The following is a 15,355-nucleotide window of genomic DNA, read 5'->3' as shown; positions in this document are numbered from 1 at the left end:
GCGGAGAGAAAAAAACCGGACCCGCCCCGGCATTCACCCGGCCGCCTCGCGCCGGAACACGAACTGAATCACCAGACAGGCCAGACAGCACAGCACCGTCCCGTTCGCCGCGAAAAGCTGCACCGCCGGCGGCAGCGCGGTGAACAGCTCCGGACGGATCACCGGCAGCAGACTCACCCCCAGACCGAGCGCCACCGTAATCGCGTTCCCGTCCTTCCGCAGATCCGCAAGCTGCATCTGCTGAATGCCCGCCACACTGATCATCCCGAACATGAAAAACGAAGCCCCGCCCAGAACCGGCAGCGGAACACAGGAAATCACCGCCCCCAGCTTCGGACACGCCCCCAGCAGAATCAGCAGCACACCCGCCGCCGCCACAACAAACCGGCTCGCAACCCCGGAGAGCAGAATCAGACCGGTATTCTGCGAAAAGGTCGAATAAGGCGCCCCGCAGAACATCCCCCCAATCGCCGTCGAAAGCCCGTCCGCCCGAAACGCCTTCACAATCCGCTCATGCGGATCGGGCACATTCAGCGCCCGGGTCAGAATCATGCAGTTGCCCGTCGTCTCCACCAGCGTCACTGCCATCACCAGAACCATCACCAGAACCGGCGCCAGATGAAATGTCGGAACCCCGAAATGAAACGGACGGATCCAGCCCAGCCAGTCCGCCCGCGCCAGCGGCGCCCAGTCCGCATGCCCAGTCACGCTCAGAAGACCTGTCATCACCGCAATGCCCGCCAGAATCGCCGCCGACCGCAGACTTCCCGACAGAAACCGCTGAAACAGCAGAATCAGCGCCGCCGTCCCGACAGCCACCGCAACCGAGGCCCCCGTCCCCAGCCCCGGCACCGTCATCACGCTCCAGTTCAGCGAAACCGGAACCAGCGTCAGCCCGATCGAGAGAATCACCGTCCCGATCACAACCGGCGAAAACACCGACAGAGCCCGCCCCGCCACCGGCGCCATCAGAAACGTGATCACCCCCGCCGCAATCGCCGCCCCGAACGCCGCCGGCAGCCCGTAGCTGTGACCGATCGTCAGCAAAGGCGGCAGACACACAAAGGATGTCGCCTGAATCGCCGGCAGCCGCGACCCGATCCCCGGCAGACCCAGAACCTGTATCAGCGTCGCAATCCCCGAGGTCGCCAGACTGGCGCAGATCAGCGCCGACGCATCCAAGGGCGGCAGATGCAGCGCCGTCGCCACAATCAGCGGCACAGCCACCGTCCCGGCATACAAAACCATCACATGCTGAAGCGCATAGACAAACAGCCTGACCGGATGCGGAATCTCGTCGATCTCACACAGCCATACCGTCGGCGTCACACTGACCGGCGCATCGGACATCGACACTCCCCCCGAAAATGCACAGCCCGGCCCCCGCCAGGCACAACACGATCCGTCCGCTCGCGGAACAGACCGCATACGCAACAGACCGGAAACGACATCATCCCCCGACGGAAACGAAAAGTCACCGGAAAGAATTATCCAATGCCGATATTGTTTAATCACCGCAACAGATTTATTCCGGATAGCCGAAGGAACACCGCACACCCCGAACCGCCCCGGCCGGAACAAAGCCGCCCCCGGTCCGGCAACGCGGGGAACGGCAAACCGGAACCGGCAAAACCGGGGCTGGCAAAACCGGGGCTGGCAAAACCGGGGCTGGCAAAACCGGAGCCGGCGGGACCGGAGGATAGTACACCCCGAGGCCGGCATGACAGGGCGCCGGCAATACCCCCCGGCAGAGACAGACAGAGCATTACGGACAGAACGTTACAGACGGATCATTACAGCGGGGGCAGTCATGAACAGCGCGGACAGCAACAGCACGAACCCGGACAGGACAGTCCGGAACAGAACGGGCCAGAGCGGAACGAACCGGCACCGGACGGACCAGAGCAGGACCAGCCCGGACAGAGCAGCTCCGGGCAGGGCAGCCCCGGACAGAACGGCGACAAACAGAACAGGCCGCAACAGAACCGCCCCGACCGGCACGCATTCCGACAATGCGGACCGGAACAGTCCGGACACACCCCACGGACCACACCCGATCCTCTCACTGCTGAAACGCGAAGGCGACCGCTCCGCCGCCGACCTCGCCCTCCGCCTCGGCACCTCGACCGAAAACGTGCGCCAGCAGCTCAGCCGCCTCGCCGCCGGCGGTCTCGTCAGAAAAACCAGCGCGCCCGGTACAGTCGGCCGCCCCCGCCATATCTGGTCCCTCACCCCCGCCGCCGCCGCGCAGTTTCCGGACGCCCACGCCGACCTCGCCACCCGCATGCTCCACGCCATCCGCCAGACCTTCGGCGAGACCGCCCTCTCACGCCTGATCAGCCTCCGCGAAGCCGAAGACAAACAACGCTACAGCAACGAGCTTTCCGGACTCACCCACCCCGCCGACCGGATCGCCCGCCTAGCCCGCCTCCGTAGCGAGGAAGGCTACATGGCGGACTGGCAGCGCAACCCGGACGGCTCCTTCGACCTGATCGAAAACCACTGCCCCATCCGCGACGCCGCCGGCCACTGCGTCGAATTCTGCGCGGCAGAACTCGCCGTTTTCAGATCCTGCCTCCCCGACGCCGCCACCATCGAACGCACCGAACACATCCTCTGCGGAGACCGCCGCTGCGTCTGCCGCATCACCCTTCCGGACCAGCCCGCGTCCGGGTCCCCGTCCGCATCCGCATCGCCGCCCGCGCCATGAAAACGCTGCCTCACCCCACTTTCCTGCGCCCCACAACCCTGCACGACGCCGCCATCGCCCTGACCCGCCCCGGAGCCCGCCTCTCGGCCGGCGGCACCGCCATCGAAACCGAACGCGCGGCCGGCGCGCCCCGCCTCGATCTCCTGATCGATCTCTCCCTGATCGAGGACCAGGATTTCCGGACCTGCACCCCGGACCGGATCGGCGCCGGCGTCTCCCTCGCCACCATCGAACACGCCTCCCACCTGCCCGCCCTGCTCCGCCAGGCCGCCACCAGCGTCGCCGCCCCTTCCATCCGCCGCCTCGCGACCCTCGGCGGCCAGATCGGCGGAAAAACCGGCTGCACTCTCCCCGCTCTGCTCGTGCTCGACGCCAGCGTCATCTTTCGCGATCAGAACACGGAACACACCTTGACCCTCGCCCGCTGGCTCGCCGCCCCGCGCGGCCTCATCACCGGCATCAGCCTCCCGCCCCTCGCACCCGCCGCCCTCACCGGATTCAGAAAAACCGGCTTTAGACAAAGCTTTTCCCCTTCCGCCATCACCATCGCCAGCCGCGTCGAGCACACCCCGCGCAACCGCTTCCGCACCGTCCGCCTCGCCGCAGGCGGCGGCCCCACCCCGCCGGCACGCCTGCCGGACACGGAAGCCTGGCTCGCACGACAACCCCCCGACGCCGTCGACTGGCGCCAGTTCCGTCAGCGCGTCTTCCATGAAATCCGCACCACCGGCGACCTGAAACGCTCCGCCGCCTGGCGCGCCTGCGTCGCCGCCAACACCCTCGCCCTCACCCTCGGCGGCCCCGCCGCCCTGCCCGCGCCCCCCGAACACACCCGGCACACCCCAAAGCCACTGCTGCCGCTTCCTCCGGAAACCGAACTCACCCGTCCCACCTCCCCTCATCAGCGCCCCGACATGGCCGCCAAAATCCACGGCGAGCCGCATTTTCATACCGACCGCCGCCACACCCCCGACGGCACACCCCTGCTCACCGCCCGCATCCTCCGCTCTCCGGTTCCGCACGCCCTCATCACGGAACCGGATGTTTCCGAAGCGAACTCCATGCCCGGCATCCGCGCCATCATCACCGCCCGCGACATCCCCGGCGACAACGCCTATGGCATCGTCCGCCAGGATCAGCCCGTCTTCGCCCGGGACCGCGTCCGCTATACCGGCGAGGCCATCGCCGCCATCGCCGCCGACACCCCCGCCCAGGCCGATGCCGCCCTCGCGAAAATCCGTGTCCGATACGAAGACTTACCCATCGTCAGCGACCCTGTTCAGGCCCTGGCGCCGGATGCTCCCCTTCTCCATCCGGACCATCCCGACGGCAATCTCTGCGCCCGCGCCACCATCACCCACGGCGATCCCGGCCCCGTCTGGGAGCGCTGCGCCGTCATCGTCGAGGCCACATACATCACGCCCCGTCAGATGCACGCCTATATGGAAACGGAAGGCGGCTGGGCCAGACAGCGAAAAGACGGAATCCTTGAAATTTACGCCGGCTCGCAATACGGCCTGCGCGACCGCCATCAGCTCGCCCGCATCCTCGCCCGCGATCCGGAAAGCATCCGCGTCGTCTCCGGCCCCACCGGCGGCTCCTTCGGCGGCAAGGACGACCTCACCGTCCAGCCCGCGCTCTGCCTGCTCGCCCTGAAATCCGGCCAGCCCGTCAGCCTCCGTCTCGAACGCCGCGAGTCCGTCATCGCCGGCCAGAAAAGCGCCCCCTTCCGGATTCACATGCGCACCGGCTGCGACGCCGAAGGCCACATCCTCGCCCACCAGGCCGACCTCATCGCGGATTCCGGCGCCTACGCCTCGCTCTCCCCCGCCGTTCTCGACACCGCCGTCGAACACGCCTGCGGCCCCTACCACATCCCCAACCACCACATCGAAGGCCGCCTCGCCTACACCAGTAACGGCGTCACCGGCGCCTTTCGCGGCTTCGGCGCCAACCAGGTCAACTTCGCCCTCGAATCCCAGATCGACCGCCTCGCCGCGAAACTCAGCCTCGATCCGGTCACCATCCGCGCCCGCAACCTCCGCCGCCCAGGCGATCCCGGCGCCTTCGGCCACCAGGTCGCCTCCTCCGAAAACGTCGCCGAAATGCTCCGCGCCGCCTCCGCCAGCCCGCTCTGGACCACGCCCCGGGGTCATCTTTCGGGCAGCCACCTTCCGGACCGCGCCGTCACAGCCGGGGTCGGCATGGCCCTCATCTACCAGGGCAACGGCCTCGGCTCGCAGCTCCCCGACCCCGCCGCCGCCCGCCTCCGCCTGCGCCCGGACGGCAAAATCGAGGCCGCCGCCGACCTCGTCGAAATGGGCCAGGGCGTCGTCGCCGTGCTCCAGACCGTCACCGCCCGCGCCCTCGGCTGCACCCCCGAAGACGTCGCCCCCCTCGCCGGCGACACCGATATCGGCCTCGATTCCGGTTCCACCTCCGCCTCGCGCGGCTCCATCTCCGCCTTTCTCGGCCTCGAAGGCGCCGCCATTCCCTTCCGCGAACAGCTCCTCACCGCCGCCTCCGCCGCACTCGGCCTCCCCGCATCGGAGCTGCGCCCCGGCCCCGGCGGCATCCACAGCGCCACCGGCAACAACGCCCCGCTGATGTCCTACGCCGAACTCGCCGCCACCTGCCCGGACGCGCTCCCCGAAGCCAGCTTCCACAGTGCCATCCCCGCCGCCCGCTGGACCCGCGACAACGCCCGCTTCCTGTTCTGCGGCGGCGCCGTCATCGCCCGCATCGAACTTTCCCTCGCCGACGGCCAGATCCGCGTCACCGACACCGAACTCCACTCCGCCGCCGGCCCCGTCCTCAGCCACGCCGGCTATATGGGCCAGATGGAAGGCGCTCTCCTCCAGGCCACCGGATTCAGCCTGATGGAAAACATCCCCTTCGTTTCCGGCCACAGCCAGACACAGAATTTCGACAGCTACATGCTCCCGACCATCGCCGACACCCCCGAAACCGTCCGCATCTTCGCTTACGAGGAACTCGATCCCTCCGACCCGGCCCGCTCCCGCGGCATCGGCGAAGTCGGCATGTCCTCCCTCGCCCCCGCTCTCGCCAACGCCGTCGCCGACGCCTGCGGCACCTGGCCCGAACACGCCCCATTCCGCCCCGAAACCCTCCTCAACGCCTGCGGCACCGGCCCGCATGCGCTGCAAGAACCTTCGTAATATAAAAATTAAAAGTTTCCGGGTGCCGCCTTTTTTCAAAAAGGCGGCACCCGGAAACTTTGATTACTTGTTCAAAGACTTATCGCTGAGTGCTGACTGAAGCGAACAGATAAGCGGGACGTAAAAAACATAACATCATCAGTTTGTTATGAACGGTTTTGCTTCTTTGACCCCGATTGTCAGACGATAACGGGGTCAGGAAGGAGCATTATGCACAGCACATCCCGGCACTCCGGATACAGAGCAATGCCCCGCGCCCCGCAAGTTCAGCACCGGCACAAAAAAATCCGGGCATCGAGGCCCGGACTCCGCGAAGATCACACGACCTCCGCAACCTGTTCAGAACACCGGACAAGCCGGAACCACCAGCTCGCGCCTCAGCGCGCCCGGCGAAACCGGATAATGCTGCGTGACAGCTTCCCGTCACCCCAGTTCGGCATATGCCGCCACGGGGTCAGAACATTCGCATACTCGCCATCCGTGGTCACCGTCCGGCGCTGCTCGGACCCGACCCATTCCGGAGCCCAGGCCGTCTCCACCGAAGTGATCCACTGATTCCCCTCGATCCGGTACCGCCCGATATACGCCACCAGCCGCTTCATCAGCGCCGCCCGGTCGCTCTCCGTGGCGGCCGGCTGCCGGCCCGTGCCCTCCAGATTGAACGCAACCCAGTTATCCGGCGTGAAGATCACCCGCCCACGCGGCGAATCCCCCATCGCATCGATAAACTCGCCTGTCTCCTTCAGCTCGACCTGATAGGAAACCAGCTCCCACGTGCCCGTCAGCGCCGCTTTCAGCGCCTCATCCCGCAGGCCTTCCGCCTGCCCCTCTCCGGCCCGGCTCTCTTCGCCGGCCGGCGCCTCACCCACGCCACCACGCGCCTCCTCAGACATCACACGCAACGCCGAAAGCTGATCCCGGCCGGACCTTACAGAGGTTTCTTTTTCCAGGGTGCTGCTCACGTGACCGATCTCCCATTGTTTTGAAGAGCGTTGTACTTCACACATCGGTGAGGCCGGTAGCATCGGCGCGCGTAAAACGCTTTTTCACTGAACGCAAAAAGGAGTGCACACTCAATGCAGGGCGAAGTCAGCGATCTCCGGTTCTTCACCTCCCTGGTCGAAGCCGGAAACATCACCGCCGCCGCCCGCGCCACCGGAAGCTCGCCCGCCGTCATCTCACGCAAGCTCGCCAAACTCGAAGCCCGCCTCGGCGTCACCCTCATCGTCCGCACCACCCACCTCTTTCGCCTGAGCGAAGCCGGACAGCTCTATTACGACCGCGCCCTCGACATCGTCGCCGAAATCGACCGGCTGGAAAGCGAGATCACCTCATCCGAATCCGAACCCCAGGGCACGCTGACCGTCGGCGCCCCCATGGAACTCGGCCGCCGGCAGATCGCCCCCTTCATCGAATCCTTCAGCGACAGCTATCCCCAGCTCGCCATCAGCCTCGCCCTCGCCAGCGAAGGCATCCACGACGCCGCCGACGGGCTGGATATCAGCATCCGCCTCGGAATGCCCAACACACCGGGCAGCATCACCACCCTGCTCGCCACCACCCGCCGCGTCCTCTGCGCCTCCCCCGCCTATCTCCGCAACCGCCCCGCGCCCGCCCGCCCGGAAGACCTCACCAGCCATGACTGCCTGTGCATCCGCCGCCAGAAAACCATGACCGTCATCAACAAATGGGCCATCGGCAACGACACCGAAAGCACCACCGTCACGGTAAATCCGAAACTTTCCAGCACCAACTGCGAAATCATCCATGACTGGGCCGTCGCCGGACGCGGCATCGCCTCCAAGCTCCTCAGCGATGTCCACCACGACATCGCCACAGGCCGCCTCGTCCGGGTTCTGCCCGGCTGGTACGGCGAAACCGTCGAACTCTACGCCGTCATGCAGCCCCGTCAGAACTCCGCCGCCAAAGTCCAGGCCTTCCTCAGACAGCTCCGCGACTTCCTGAAAAATTCCGACGGATTCAGCAAAGATCTGACCAGATCCCACGCCTCCGCCGCCTGATCAGCCGCCCTGCCGCACCACCGGCCTCGTCGCCGGAAGGCCCATATTTCTCACCAGTCGAAAAAACAGAGTTCCCGATAAAATTTCATTGCCTTACTGCCAGAGAACCTGCTTTTCTGCGGCTCAATAAAATACAAAATAACCGGATACCTCGCCATAGACTCCGGCTTCTGCAAAAACCGCACAGCACAATACGTTACCGGGCAAAGACAGCCCCGGCATCAGCATGATCCGTCTCAGCGCCCTCGTTCTCAGCAATCCCGCTCTCACCGAAAAACGCACGGAAAGGTCGTCGCATGTCAGCAGGCAGCTCCCGCAAAAGACATTTCGGAACCTTCTGGTACGGCGGCCAGCTCAGCGCCCTGGAACAGGCCTGCGCAAACTCCGTTCTGTCATTCGGTTACGATATAACGATCTTTTCCTACAGCCCGCTCACCGGCCTCCCCCCGGGCGTTACCACAGCCAGCGCAGGCGAAATCCTCCCGGAGGATATGACACGGAAATTCTTCTTTAACGGCAAGCCCGACACCAGCCATTTCTCCGACCTGTTCCGCTACGAGATGATCCGACAGAAAAATCTCATCTGGGTCGATCTCGACATGCTCATGCTTTCGGAACTGCCCCGCACGCTGCCAGACGATATCGTGGTCCGCGAAGAACAGGGCAACATCAACGGCGCCATTCTCTATCTCTCCGGACCAGAACTGACCGAGGCCCTCATCACCGACGTCAAGGGAATGACGGGCCGCAATCTCCGCTGGGGAGAAACCGGACCGCTGGCGCTGACCAGACTGGTCTCAGCCCGCCCGGACGACATCGCCCTGTCCACTCCCGCGACATTCTATCCGATCGGTCATAATGAGATCTTCAAAGTCTTTCTGCCGGACTATCGCGAAGAATGCCGCGCCCTGTGCGCACAGGCGTCGATGATGCACCTCTACAACAACATTCTCGTGAAAATGGGCTACTGGAAAGATGTCGCGCCTCCGACCGGCAGTTTTCTCCATGACGCGATCGCCCGGACCGACGGGCTGAAATTCTTCAGGGAAACCTATCCCGTCGATGTCATGAAGAACGTCATCAGCAATTATCATTTCCGTCTCAACGGAAAAGAACTGGGCATCAAAAGCATCCTTCGGGAGGCCATTCCCAGCGTCCGGCGAACATACCGGCATTACCGCCCCACATGACAAACCCGCAGAACCAGTCGCAGACCATCCCGCCCGGCCCCTGTCAGTAGCCCCGAACGCGTTCGACAACCCGCGCAACACCGCGCGCCAGAGCCGCCCGGCCGATCTCCGACGGACGGACGGCACCGGGAAACCGACTCAGCTCCCGTCTCAGCGAACTGCCCGGCCAAAAGTAATCTTTCACGAAATGTGTATGCAGGAGAAGGCTTTTTATATACCGACTACGGTCCAGAACCGGATGAATAAACGCCATCTCCGCCCCGGCACGGAAATCCAGATCGTCTTCCAGAACCGGCGGAAACCACTCGTACCTGGAAATATCACCAAATTCCGAAAGGCACTCACACCTGAAACCCGCAGGCACAAGCTCGGACAGAATCACCGCCTCGCTCAGCGGCCAGAAGGAAATATCTTTCCGCCGTGACATTTCCTTCCGTTTTTCAAAAAGAAACGCCAATGCTGCGCGTGAATGAATCGTGATGCAGTTGAGCGAAGCCCGACAGGACTCACCCGGATAAAGATCCTGACAGAACTTCGCCCAGAACCAGTTCTTCATATCCCGACGGACAAGAGTCACGGTCTCCGCCCCGCTCCCCACGACCCGATCCATCAGCTTACGCACGCCCCCGAGAACCCAGGCGTCATACTCAATAAACAGATAATAGTCGTAATCAGGTATTTTCTGAAAAACCTGATAATGCGTATAATCGGCATTCCACCAGAGCAGACTGCCTTTCTCATAACGATCGGCCAGCCCCAGAGCGATCATTTCAGCCTGATTTGTCATCAGGATATTATCCTGTCGCGGCGGATTCACGGTGCCACTCGTGTTATCGACCGACAGATAAACATCAAAGCCGGAAGCCACCTCCTGCATCCGCGCCAGCTGCCGTTCGACAAACGGATCCCAGGAAAAGCATTTCACGACCACAGCACAGGAATAATCAGGACCAGGCATTACCGGAGGCATCATCTCATTTTCCCGATGCATAATAAACCGTCACCGGAATGCCCCCGGAACCTGCAAAACACGTCATCCATCCGAATTAGCAAACCAGGATCAAAGGGGGACCATATCCCTGTGTATGGTCCAGGGCGTAGCCCCGAAAACCCCCTCTGTATAATTGAAAAACACAAAATTCTTTGTGAAGACAGTCTTTACGAACCCACCACTATACGCTGTAAAGAAGCCCGGAAGCTGCAGGCGGACGCAAAGGCAAGGAACTGAGGAACACCGGTTCAACCGTCTTCTGACCCGGCCTGCCATACGATGCCGCGGAGACACCTTTCTCCCCGCCGACAGGCCCCAGAACAGCGCTGACAATCAGACCGCCCACATCCTTCTGCCAGAGCCACAGCCCGTTCGCCTGTCCCCGAAAACTCGGCTCGCCGCCAAGAGGGCCGCGCGGAACGAACCCGGCCGCCAGCCCCAGACCGAACAGTCCCGGCAGAACCTCACCGGCATCGGTCACAACCCGGCACCGGTCATCCACCAGTGGCTCCTGCGGCCCTCTTTGCGCCATAAGCCGGACCGGCCTGCCGTCCAGATCGCTGACCGGCAGGGCACGCGGACGATAACCAAGCGCAGCCACCACCACATCGGCTTCCGCAAGCAGCCGGAGAGCCTCAGGATCATTGCCCGGCATCAGACGATGAAGCCGCAACCGGGGCTCAGGAGCACGTCCCCCGATACCCCGCGCCTGCATCACCAGCTCCCGCGAGTCGAGCCGGAACCCGGCAAACCGGAACACCTTGCCGCTGATACCGCAGATGTCGTCCGGACCAAATTCGGTGTACCCCTCCCTGATCGCACTGGCGGCGTCAGGATAATAAACACGCAGTTCACGCCGATGGAGCAGCGAAACGCCTCCTGCCTGAAACCGCACGTCCGGCAGACGGTTGAGCACGGCATGACAGACCGCAACAGCACTCGTCGATCCACCGATCACGGCCATGCGGGGTGTGGAAATACCACCGAGACGGCGACGAATGTCGTCAAGCCCCTCATCGGTCAGAACATAGCCGGACTGCACAAGTCTGTCGCCGCACAGGGCGGTCAGAGACGAATCGGCCAGAGACGAATCACCCAGATATTCAGTCGCCAGACGCTCCGGAGGCTGATGCGCGCCAGTGCACAGCACCACATTCCGCGCCCGGAGAAAGCGGATTCCGCCGGCACGGTCCTGAACTTTCACCCGCCAGCCGGCAGCGGTGCGCGTCACACCCGCCGCCGTATGGCGGGTAAGAACCTCGCAGTTTCCATGCTCCGAAACCATTTTCCGCAAAACAGTCCCGACCAGATCGAGAAACCGCGCCGCCTCCTTCAGCGCCACCGCGCCCTCCCCGGCCGCGGCAAGACCACGGGTGAGAGGATGATTGCAGAGCGCCGTCAGGGGTGTCTCATCCGGCGCGCGAAGACAGTCGACAAACGTCATCCCGCTGCTGTCGGAACTGATCGCATAATCACCAAGCGCCCCCGCACCCGGTGCATCCCCCTGCTCGATGATGGCGACCCCGGCATCAAGAAGCTCGTTCAGACGGCCCTCGTAATGCGCGGCAAGAAGCGTCGCCATTCCCGCAGGGCCGCCCCCGACAATGACAAGACGAAATGAACGCTCCTGACGAAGACTCCCCACAGGGGTATTCAGCGTCATGGCAGGACTCCCGGATCGTGCCTGACGACTCCGGCGTGCCTCCCGATCGCATCAGACGAATTTTTCAAAAGCGGCACTTCCCCGCGCATGGTTGCGGGAACCCGACAGAAACAGGATTTTCAGTTAAAAGCCCGCTGCATATTCATCCGGAGCCTGGAGGAGATATACTCAATGTCGCCTTCCGTCATCGAGTATTTAACCGGAAGCGATATGATGGAAGACGCAACCTCCGCCGTGACCGGCAGACTGTCAGACCCGCCGAAAGAAGAGAAATACTGCTGCTCCGCCAGATGAGGAGAAAAATAGGACGCCGTGCCGATCCGGCTTTCCGCCATCAGCGTGAGAAGACGCCCACGCCGCTCCTTATCCGCGCCGGGAACCCTGACAGGCATGAACTGATAGGTGGAACGCTTCCCGCTCTGCTGCTGAAAAACGAACTCAGGCAGATAAGTCCGGTAAAGACCGGCAATCTCCGATTTCTTCTCCGATATCTCCTCAAGTTTCTTCAGCCCCTCCAGACCGAGCAGGGCGCTGATCTCAGGCATTTTCGAATTGATGCCGCAGATCGTCGCATGCCTGCTCTTCTCAAATCCGAAATTCCCCATCGCACGCATCTGGGCGATCGCCGTGGTGTCGGCACAGTAAATGAACCCGCCCTCACCAACACCAAGCGATTTCGTCGCATGAAGGGAGAAGACAACCGGAAACGGAAACCCTGTGCCAAAATGGCGGGAAGACAGATCCACCGCCCCCAGGGACGAGGCCGCGTCAACGACGATGGGAATGTCGTACATCTGCGACAGACCGTTGTAGTAATCCAGATCGATCGGATTTCCGAAAGTCGCATAAGGGAAAATCGCCGCGATCCGGGAAGAGAACGCCGCCAGCATCTCCCCCTCCGACTCACGGGAAGACGCCCAGGTCGCGGGATCAATATCCGTGAACAGCGGCGTAAACCCCGCCCACATGACCGCATGTCCCGCAGCCGCAAACGTGAAGGACGGCATGAGAATATAAGGCTTCTCAGAGCTTCTGATATGCCGCGTGACGTATTTGAGTGCGAGCATGATACCTATAGTAGCGTTACAGACTGTAACGCAGCCGCCGATACCAGAGAAATTATTTTCCACAAGGCTTTTTTCGAACTGCGTATTAACAGGACCATAATTACTATAAATATCAGATTCTTCTATTTCTTCTATATACGATACAAGTTTACTTAGTTTAGGCACATTTGTCTCAAGAAAAGATATGCTGCTCGCACTCATAGCAGGCTCCTGTATCGTATTGTAATAGGAACAAATTTTAGCTTGGCGCAAAAAAAGTCTCAGTCTATTTAATTATACGTCCTGTTAACACGATAATTACAGGCGAGACAAAATACGTCTAAGTTATTTTTTTTTAAATTTCCAGCGCTAAGATCTCAAAGTTAACACATCACACCATTGTGATTCACACAAAAGATCTCACAATCGCGGAAAACCGCCACTTCGGGTTGCAGACACCCCGGACCACCATATTGTTTCGAAAGTAAAAACATGCATGCTGGCGAAGACTACGTCCCGCGCCGCTGAGAAACGTCGCCAGCCCGCCGCATATCCGGGAAGGCCGCCCCCTCTCAGACTCCCACCCCGGCGCGTCAGAGCCCGGCCGTTCACATCACCCAACGCGCCACCAGCTCACTTCCCCTGAGCCGCAATCCCCATCTCCGCCAGCCGCTCCCGCACCCGCGCAAGCAGCCCCGCATCACCCCCGGTCCCCAGCCGCATCAGCGACCGCTCCATCGCCAGCAGAATGTCAGATGTCGCTTCCACAACCGCCCGCCGCCACCAGTCCAGAGCCTCCGCAACCAGTCCCGCCTCCGCCAGCGCCGTCGCGTAATTATGCTGCCCGCGATAATCACCGCCCTCAGCCGACCGGCGATACCACCCCAGCGCCGCCTCCGGATCGCGCTCCGTCTCCCAGCCTTCTTCCAGAAACCGCGCCAGAATGTTCATCGATTTCGCATGACCGTTCCGCGCCGCCTCACTGAACAGCGCAAAAGCCCGCGACCGGTCCGCCGGCATCCCCAGCCCCCGCAGCGTCAGAATCCCGAGATTATACCGGCCCCACTCATCTCCCAGCGCCGCCGCCCGGCCATAATGAACCGCCGCCCGCGCCAGATCCTTCGGACACCCCCGTCCGAAATGATGACACCGCCCCAGCATGTTCTCCGCCGGACCGAACCCGGCCGCCGCCGCAATCGAAAACCAGCCCATCGCCGCCTTCGGGTCGCTGTCCATATAGTCACTGTCGAGCAGCGCCTGGCCCCACTGCACCTGCGCCAGCGGATCGCCCTTCAGCGCTCCCAGCCGGATCGCCTCGATATGTTCGGGAAGCGGCCCCCGCACTGCCGGAGACCGCGAGGAACGACGCAGCACGGAAAACATGACCTGTCTGCACCTGTTGTTGCGAGAGCGTCGCATTATCAGGGCAATCTTTACCCCGCAACCCGCAAAAACCGCAGTTCACCCCCGATGAATCACGTCCTTGTGTCGCGCACCGAATCCCGCACGATCAGAGACGCCGCAATCCGCGTCACCCCGCGCGGCGTCTCCGGACGCGCCAGCGCATCCAGCAGCCGCTCCGTCCCGATCCGCCCCAGCTCCGCCGCATCCTGCCGGATCGTCGTCAGCTTCGGCGTCACCAGACAGGCCAGCGCCGTGTCATCGAACCCCACAACCGACATGTCCTCCGGAACCCGCACCCCGTTGCGCTTCAGCTCCTCCAGCATCCCGATCGCAATGTAATCGCTCGCCGCGAACACCGCGTCCGGCAGGACCGGATGCGACAGAATCTGCCCCACCACCTCGCGGCCAAACCGCTGCGAGTAGTCATGATGGAATATATGCGCGTCCGGACAGGGCAGACCCGCCTCCTCATGCGCCAGCCGGAACCCCTCCAGCCGCTCCTGCACACTCATCAGCGAAACCGGACCCGTCACATGAAAGATCCGCCTGTGCCCGGTCCGGATCAGATACCGGGTCGCATCCCGCGCCCCCGCGACATTGTGACAGAACACCTTGTCCTGCGCCGTGCCCGGAATGTCCTCATCCAGCAGCACCACCGCGCCATAACGACGAATATCGAGCTGCAGGCGACGATTATCCGGACGATTCGTCACGAACAGCAGACCGTCCACGATCGAATCATCGATCCAGCGCAGAAATCCCAGCTCCTTGTCCGGATGATTCCGGCTGATTCCCAGAATCAGATTGTACCCCCGCTCCGAAGCCGTCTGCTCGACCGCCTCCGCCATCTCGGAGAAGAAGGTGTTGGAAATCTCCGGCACCACGAGACCAATCGTCTCGCTCCCGCCCTTGCTCAGCCGCCGCGCAATCGAATTGCGCCGGTACCCCAGAGCCGCGACAGCCTCGTCAATCTTGCGGCCCGTCTCCTGGGGAAGCCTGATCGACTTATTCAGGTACCGCGAAACAGCCGCCTTCGAAAGACCCGCCCGATCCGCAACATCCTGAATGGTAGGTCCTTTTTTCTTTATCAACAGCGTCCGGCACCTTCAGGCCCAGGGCGTGAAAACTCCGCCACTGCGTCTTCCATTGTA

At 62.6% G+C, this 15,355-nt stretch carries 11 protein-coding genes; 4 read left to right on the top strand and 7 right to left on the bottom strand.

All coding sequences use genetic code 11. From position 1 onward, the window contains the following. Nucleotides 1-33 precede the first annotated feature (33 nt). The gene (locus tag GOB93_RS01195; RefSeq protein WP_173581691.1) at nucleotides 34-1,350 is read right to left on the bottom strand and encodes a solute carrier family 23 protein; all 1,317 of its coding nucleotides are present in this window, start codon (nucleotides 1,348-1,350) and stop codon (nucleotides 34-36) included. Between the two features lie 460 nt (nucleotides 1,351-1,810). On the opposite strand from GOB93_RS01195, the gene GOB93_RS21120 reads away from it, so the two are divergent. Beyond that, nucleotides 1,811-2,710: a helix-turn-helix transcriptional regulator gene (locus GOB93_RS21120; RefSeq protein WP_198912651.1), complete on the top strand. Its 900-nt coding sequence runs from the start codon at nucleotides 1,811-1,813 to the stop codon at nucleotides 2,708-2,710. Further along, the gene (locus GOB93_RS01185) at nucleotides 2,707-5,889 is read left to right on the top strand and encodes a molybdopterin cofactor-binding domain-containing protein (protein WP_173581690.1); all 3,183 of its coding nucleotides are present in this window, start codon (nucleotides 2,707-2,709) and stop codon (nucleotides 5,887-5,889) included. Before GOB93_RS21120 ends, GOB93_RS01185 begins: the two co-directional genes overlap by 4 nt. A 377-nt stretch (nucleotides 5,890-6,266) precedes the next feature. On the opposite strand, the gene GOB93_RS01180 is transcribed toward GOB93_RS01185, so the two are convergent. Next, nucleotides 6,267-6,851: a lipocalin-like domain-containing protein gene (locus tag GOB93_RS01180; protein ID WP_338422259.1), complete on the bottom strand. Its 585-nt coding sequence runs from the start codon at nucleotides 6,849-6,851 to the stop codon at nucleotides 6,267-6,269. A 114-nt stretch (nucleotides 6,852-6,965) separates the two neighbouring features. Here GOB93_RS01180 and GOB93_RS01175 point away from each other — a divergent pair, with 114 nt between their 5' ends. Both GOB93_RS01175 and GOB93_RS01170 read left to right on the top strand, forming a co-directional pair. Continuing rightward, complete coding sequence (locus GOB93_RS01175) at nucleotides 6,966-7,910, top strand: LysR family transcriptional regulator (protein ID WP_173581689.1); 945 nt, start codon at nucleotides 6,966-6,968, stop codon at nucleotides 7,908-7,910. A gap of 296 nt (nucleotides 7,911-8,206) precedes the next feature. Continuing rightward, nucleotides 8,207-9,100, top strand: coding sequence for a hypothetical protein (locus GOB93_RS01170; protein ID WP_173581688.1), 894 nt, complete (start codon nucleotides 8,207-8,209; stop codon nucleotides 9,098-9,100). Nucleotides 9,101-9,143: 43 nt separating this feature from the next. Here GOB93_RS01170 and GOB93_RS01165 read toward each other — a convergent pair whose 3' ends face one another. From GOB93_RS01165 to GOB93_RS01145, 5 genes are all read right to left on the bottom strand, one after another. Next, nucleotides 9,144-10,073: a hypothetical protein gene (locus GOB93_RS01165; protein WP_242010453.1), complete on the bottom strand. Its 930-nt coding sequence runs from the start codon at nucleotides 10,071-10,073 to the stop codon at nucleotides 9,144-9,146. Between the two features lie 199 nt (nucleotides 10,074-10,272). Then, nucleotides 10,273-11,754, bottom strand: coding sequence for an FAD/NAD(P)-binding protein (locus tag GOB93_RS01160; protein ID WP_173581687.1), 1,482 nt, complete (start codon nucleotides 11,752-11,754; stop codon nucleotides 10,273-10,275). Nucleotides 11,755-11,873: 119 nt separating this feature from the next. Further along, nucleotides 11,874-13,022 (bottom strand): DegT/DnrJ/EryC1/StrS family aminotransferase, encoded by a 1,149-nt coding sequence (locus GOB93_RS01155; protein WP_173581686.1) that lies wholly within the window; start codon nucleotides 13,020-13,022, stop codon nucleotides 11,874-11,876. Between the two features lie 411 nt (nucleotides 13,023-13,433). Further along, entirely contained in the window at nucleotides 13,434-14,183 is a 750-nt protein-coding gene (locus tag GOB93_RS01150) for a tetratricopeptide repeat protein (RefSeq protein WP_173581685.1), read from the bottom strand. A 92-nt stretch (nucleotides 14,184-14,275) separates the two neighbouring features. Then, complete coding sequence (locus GOB93_RS01145) at nucleotides 14,276-15,295, bottom strand: LacI family DNA-binding transcriptional regulator (protein ID WP_173581684.1); 1,020 nt, start codon at nucleotides 15,293-15,295, stop codon at nucleotides 14,276-14,278. Nucleotides 15,296-15,355 lie beyond the last annotated feature (60 nt).

Source organism: Acetobacter musti (assembly GCF_011516835.1).
Lineage (GTDB): Bacteria > Pseudomonadota > Alphaproteobacteria > Acetobacterales > Acetobacteraceae > Acetobacter > Acetobacter musti.
This window is presented reverse-complemented; position numbering and strand designations above follow the sequence as displayed.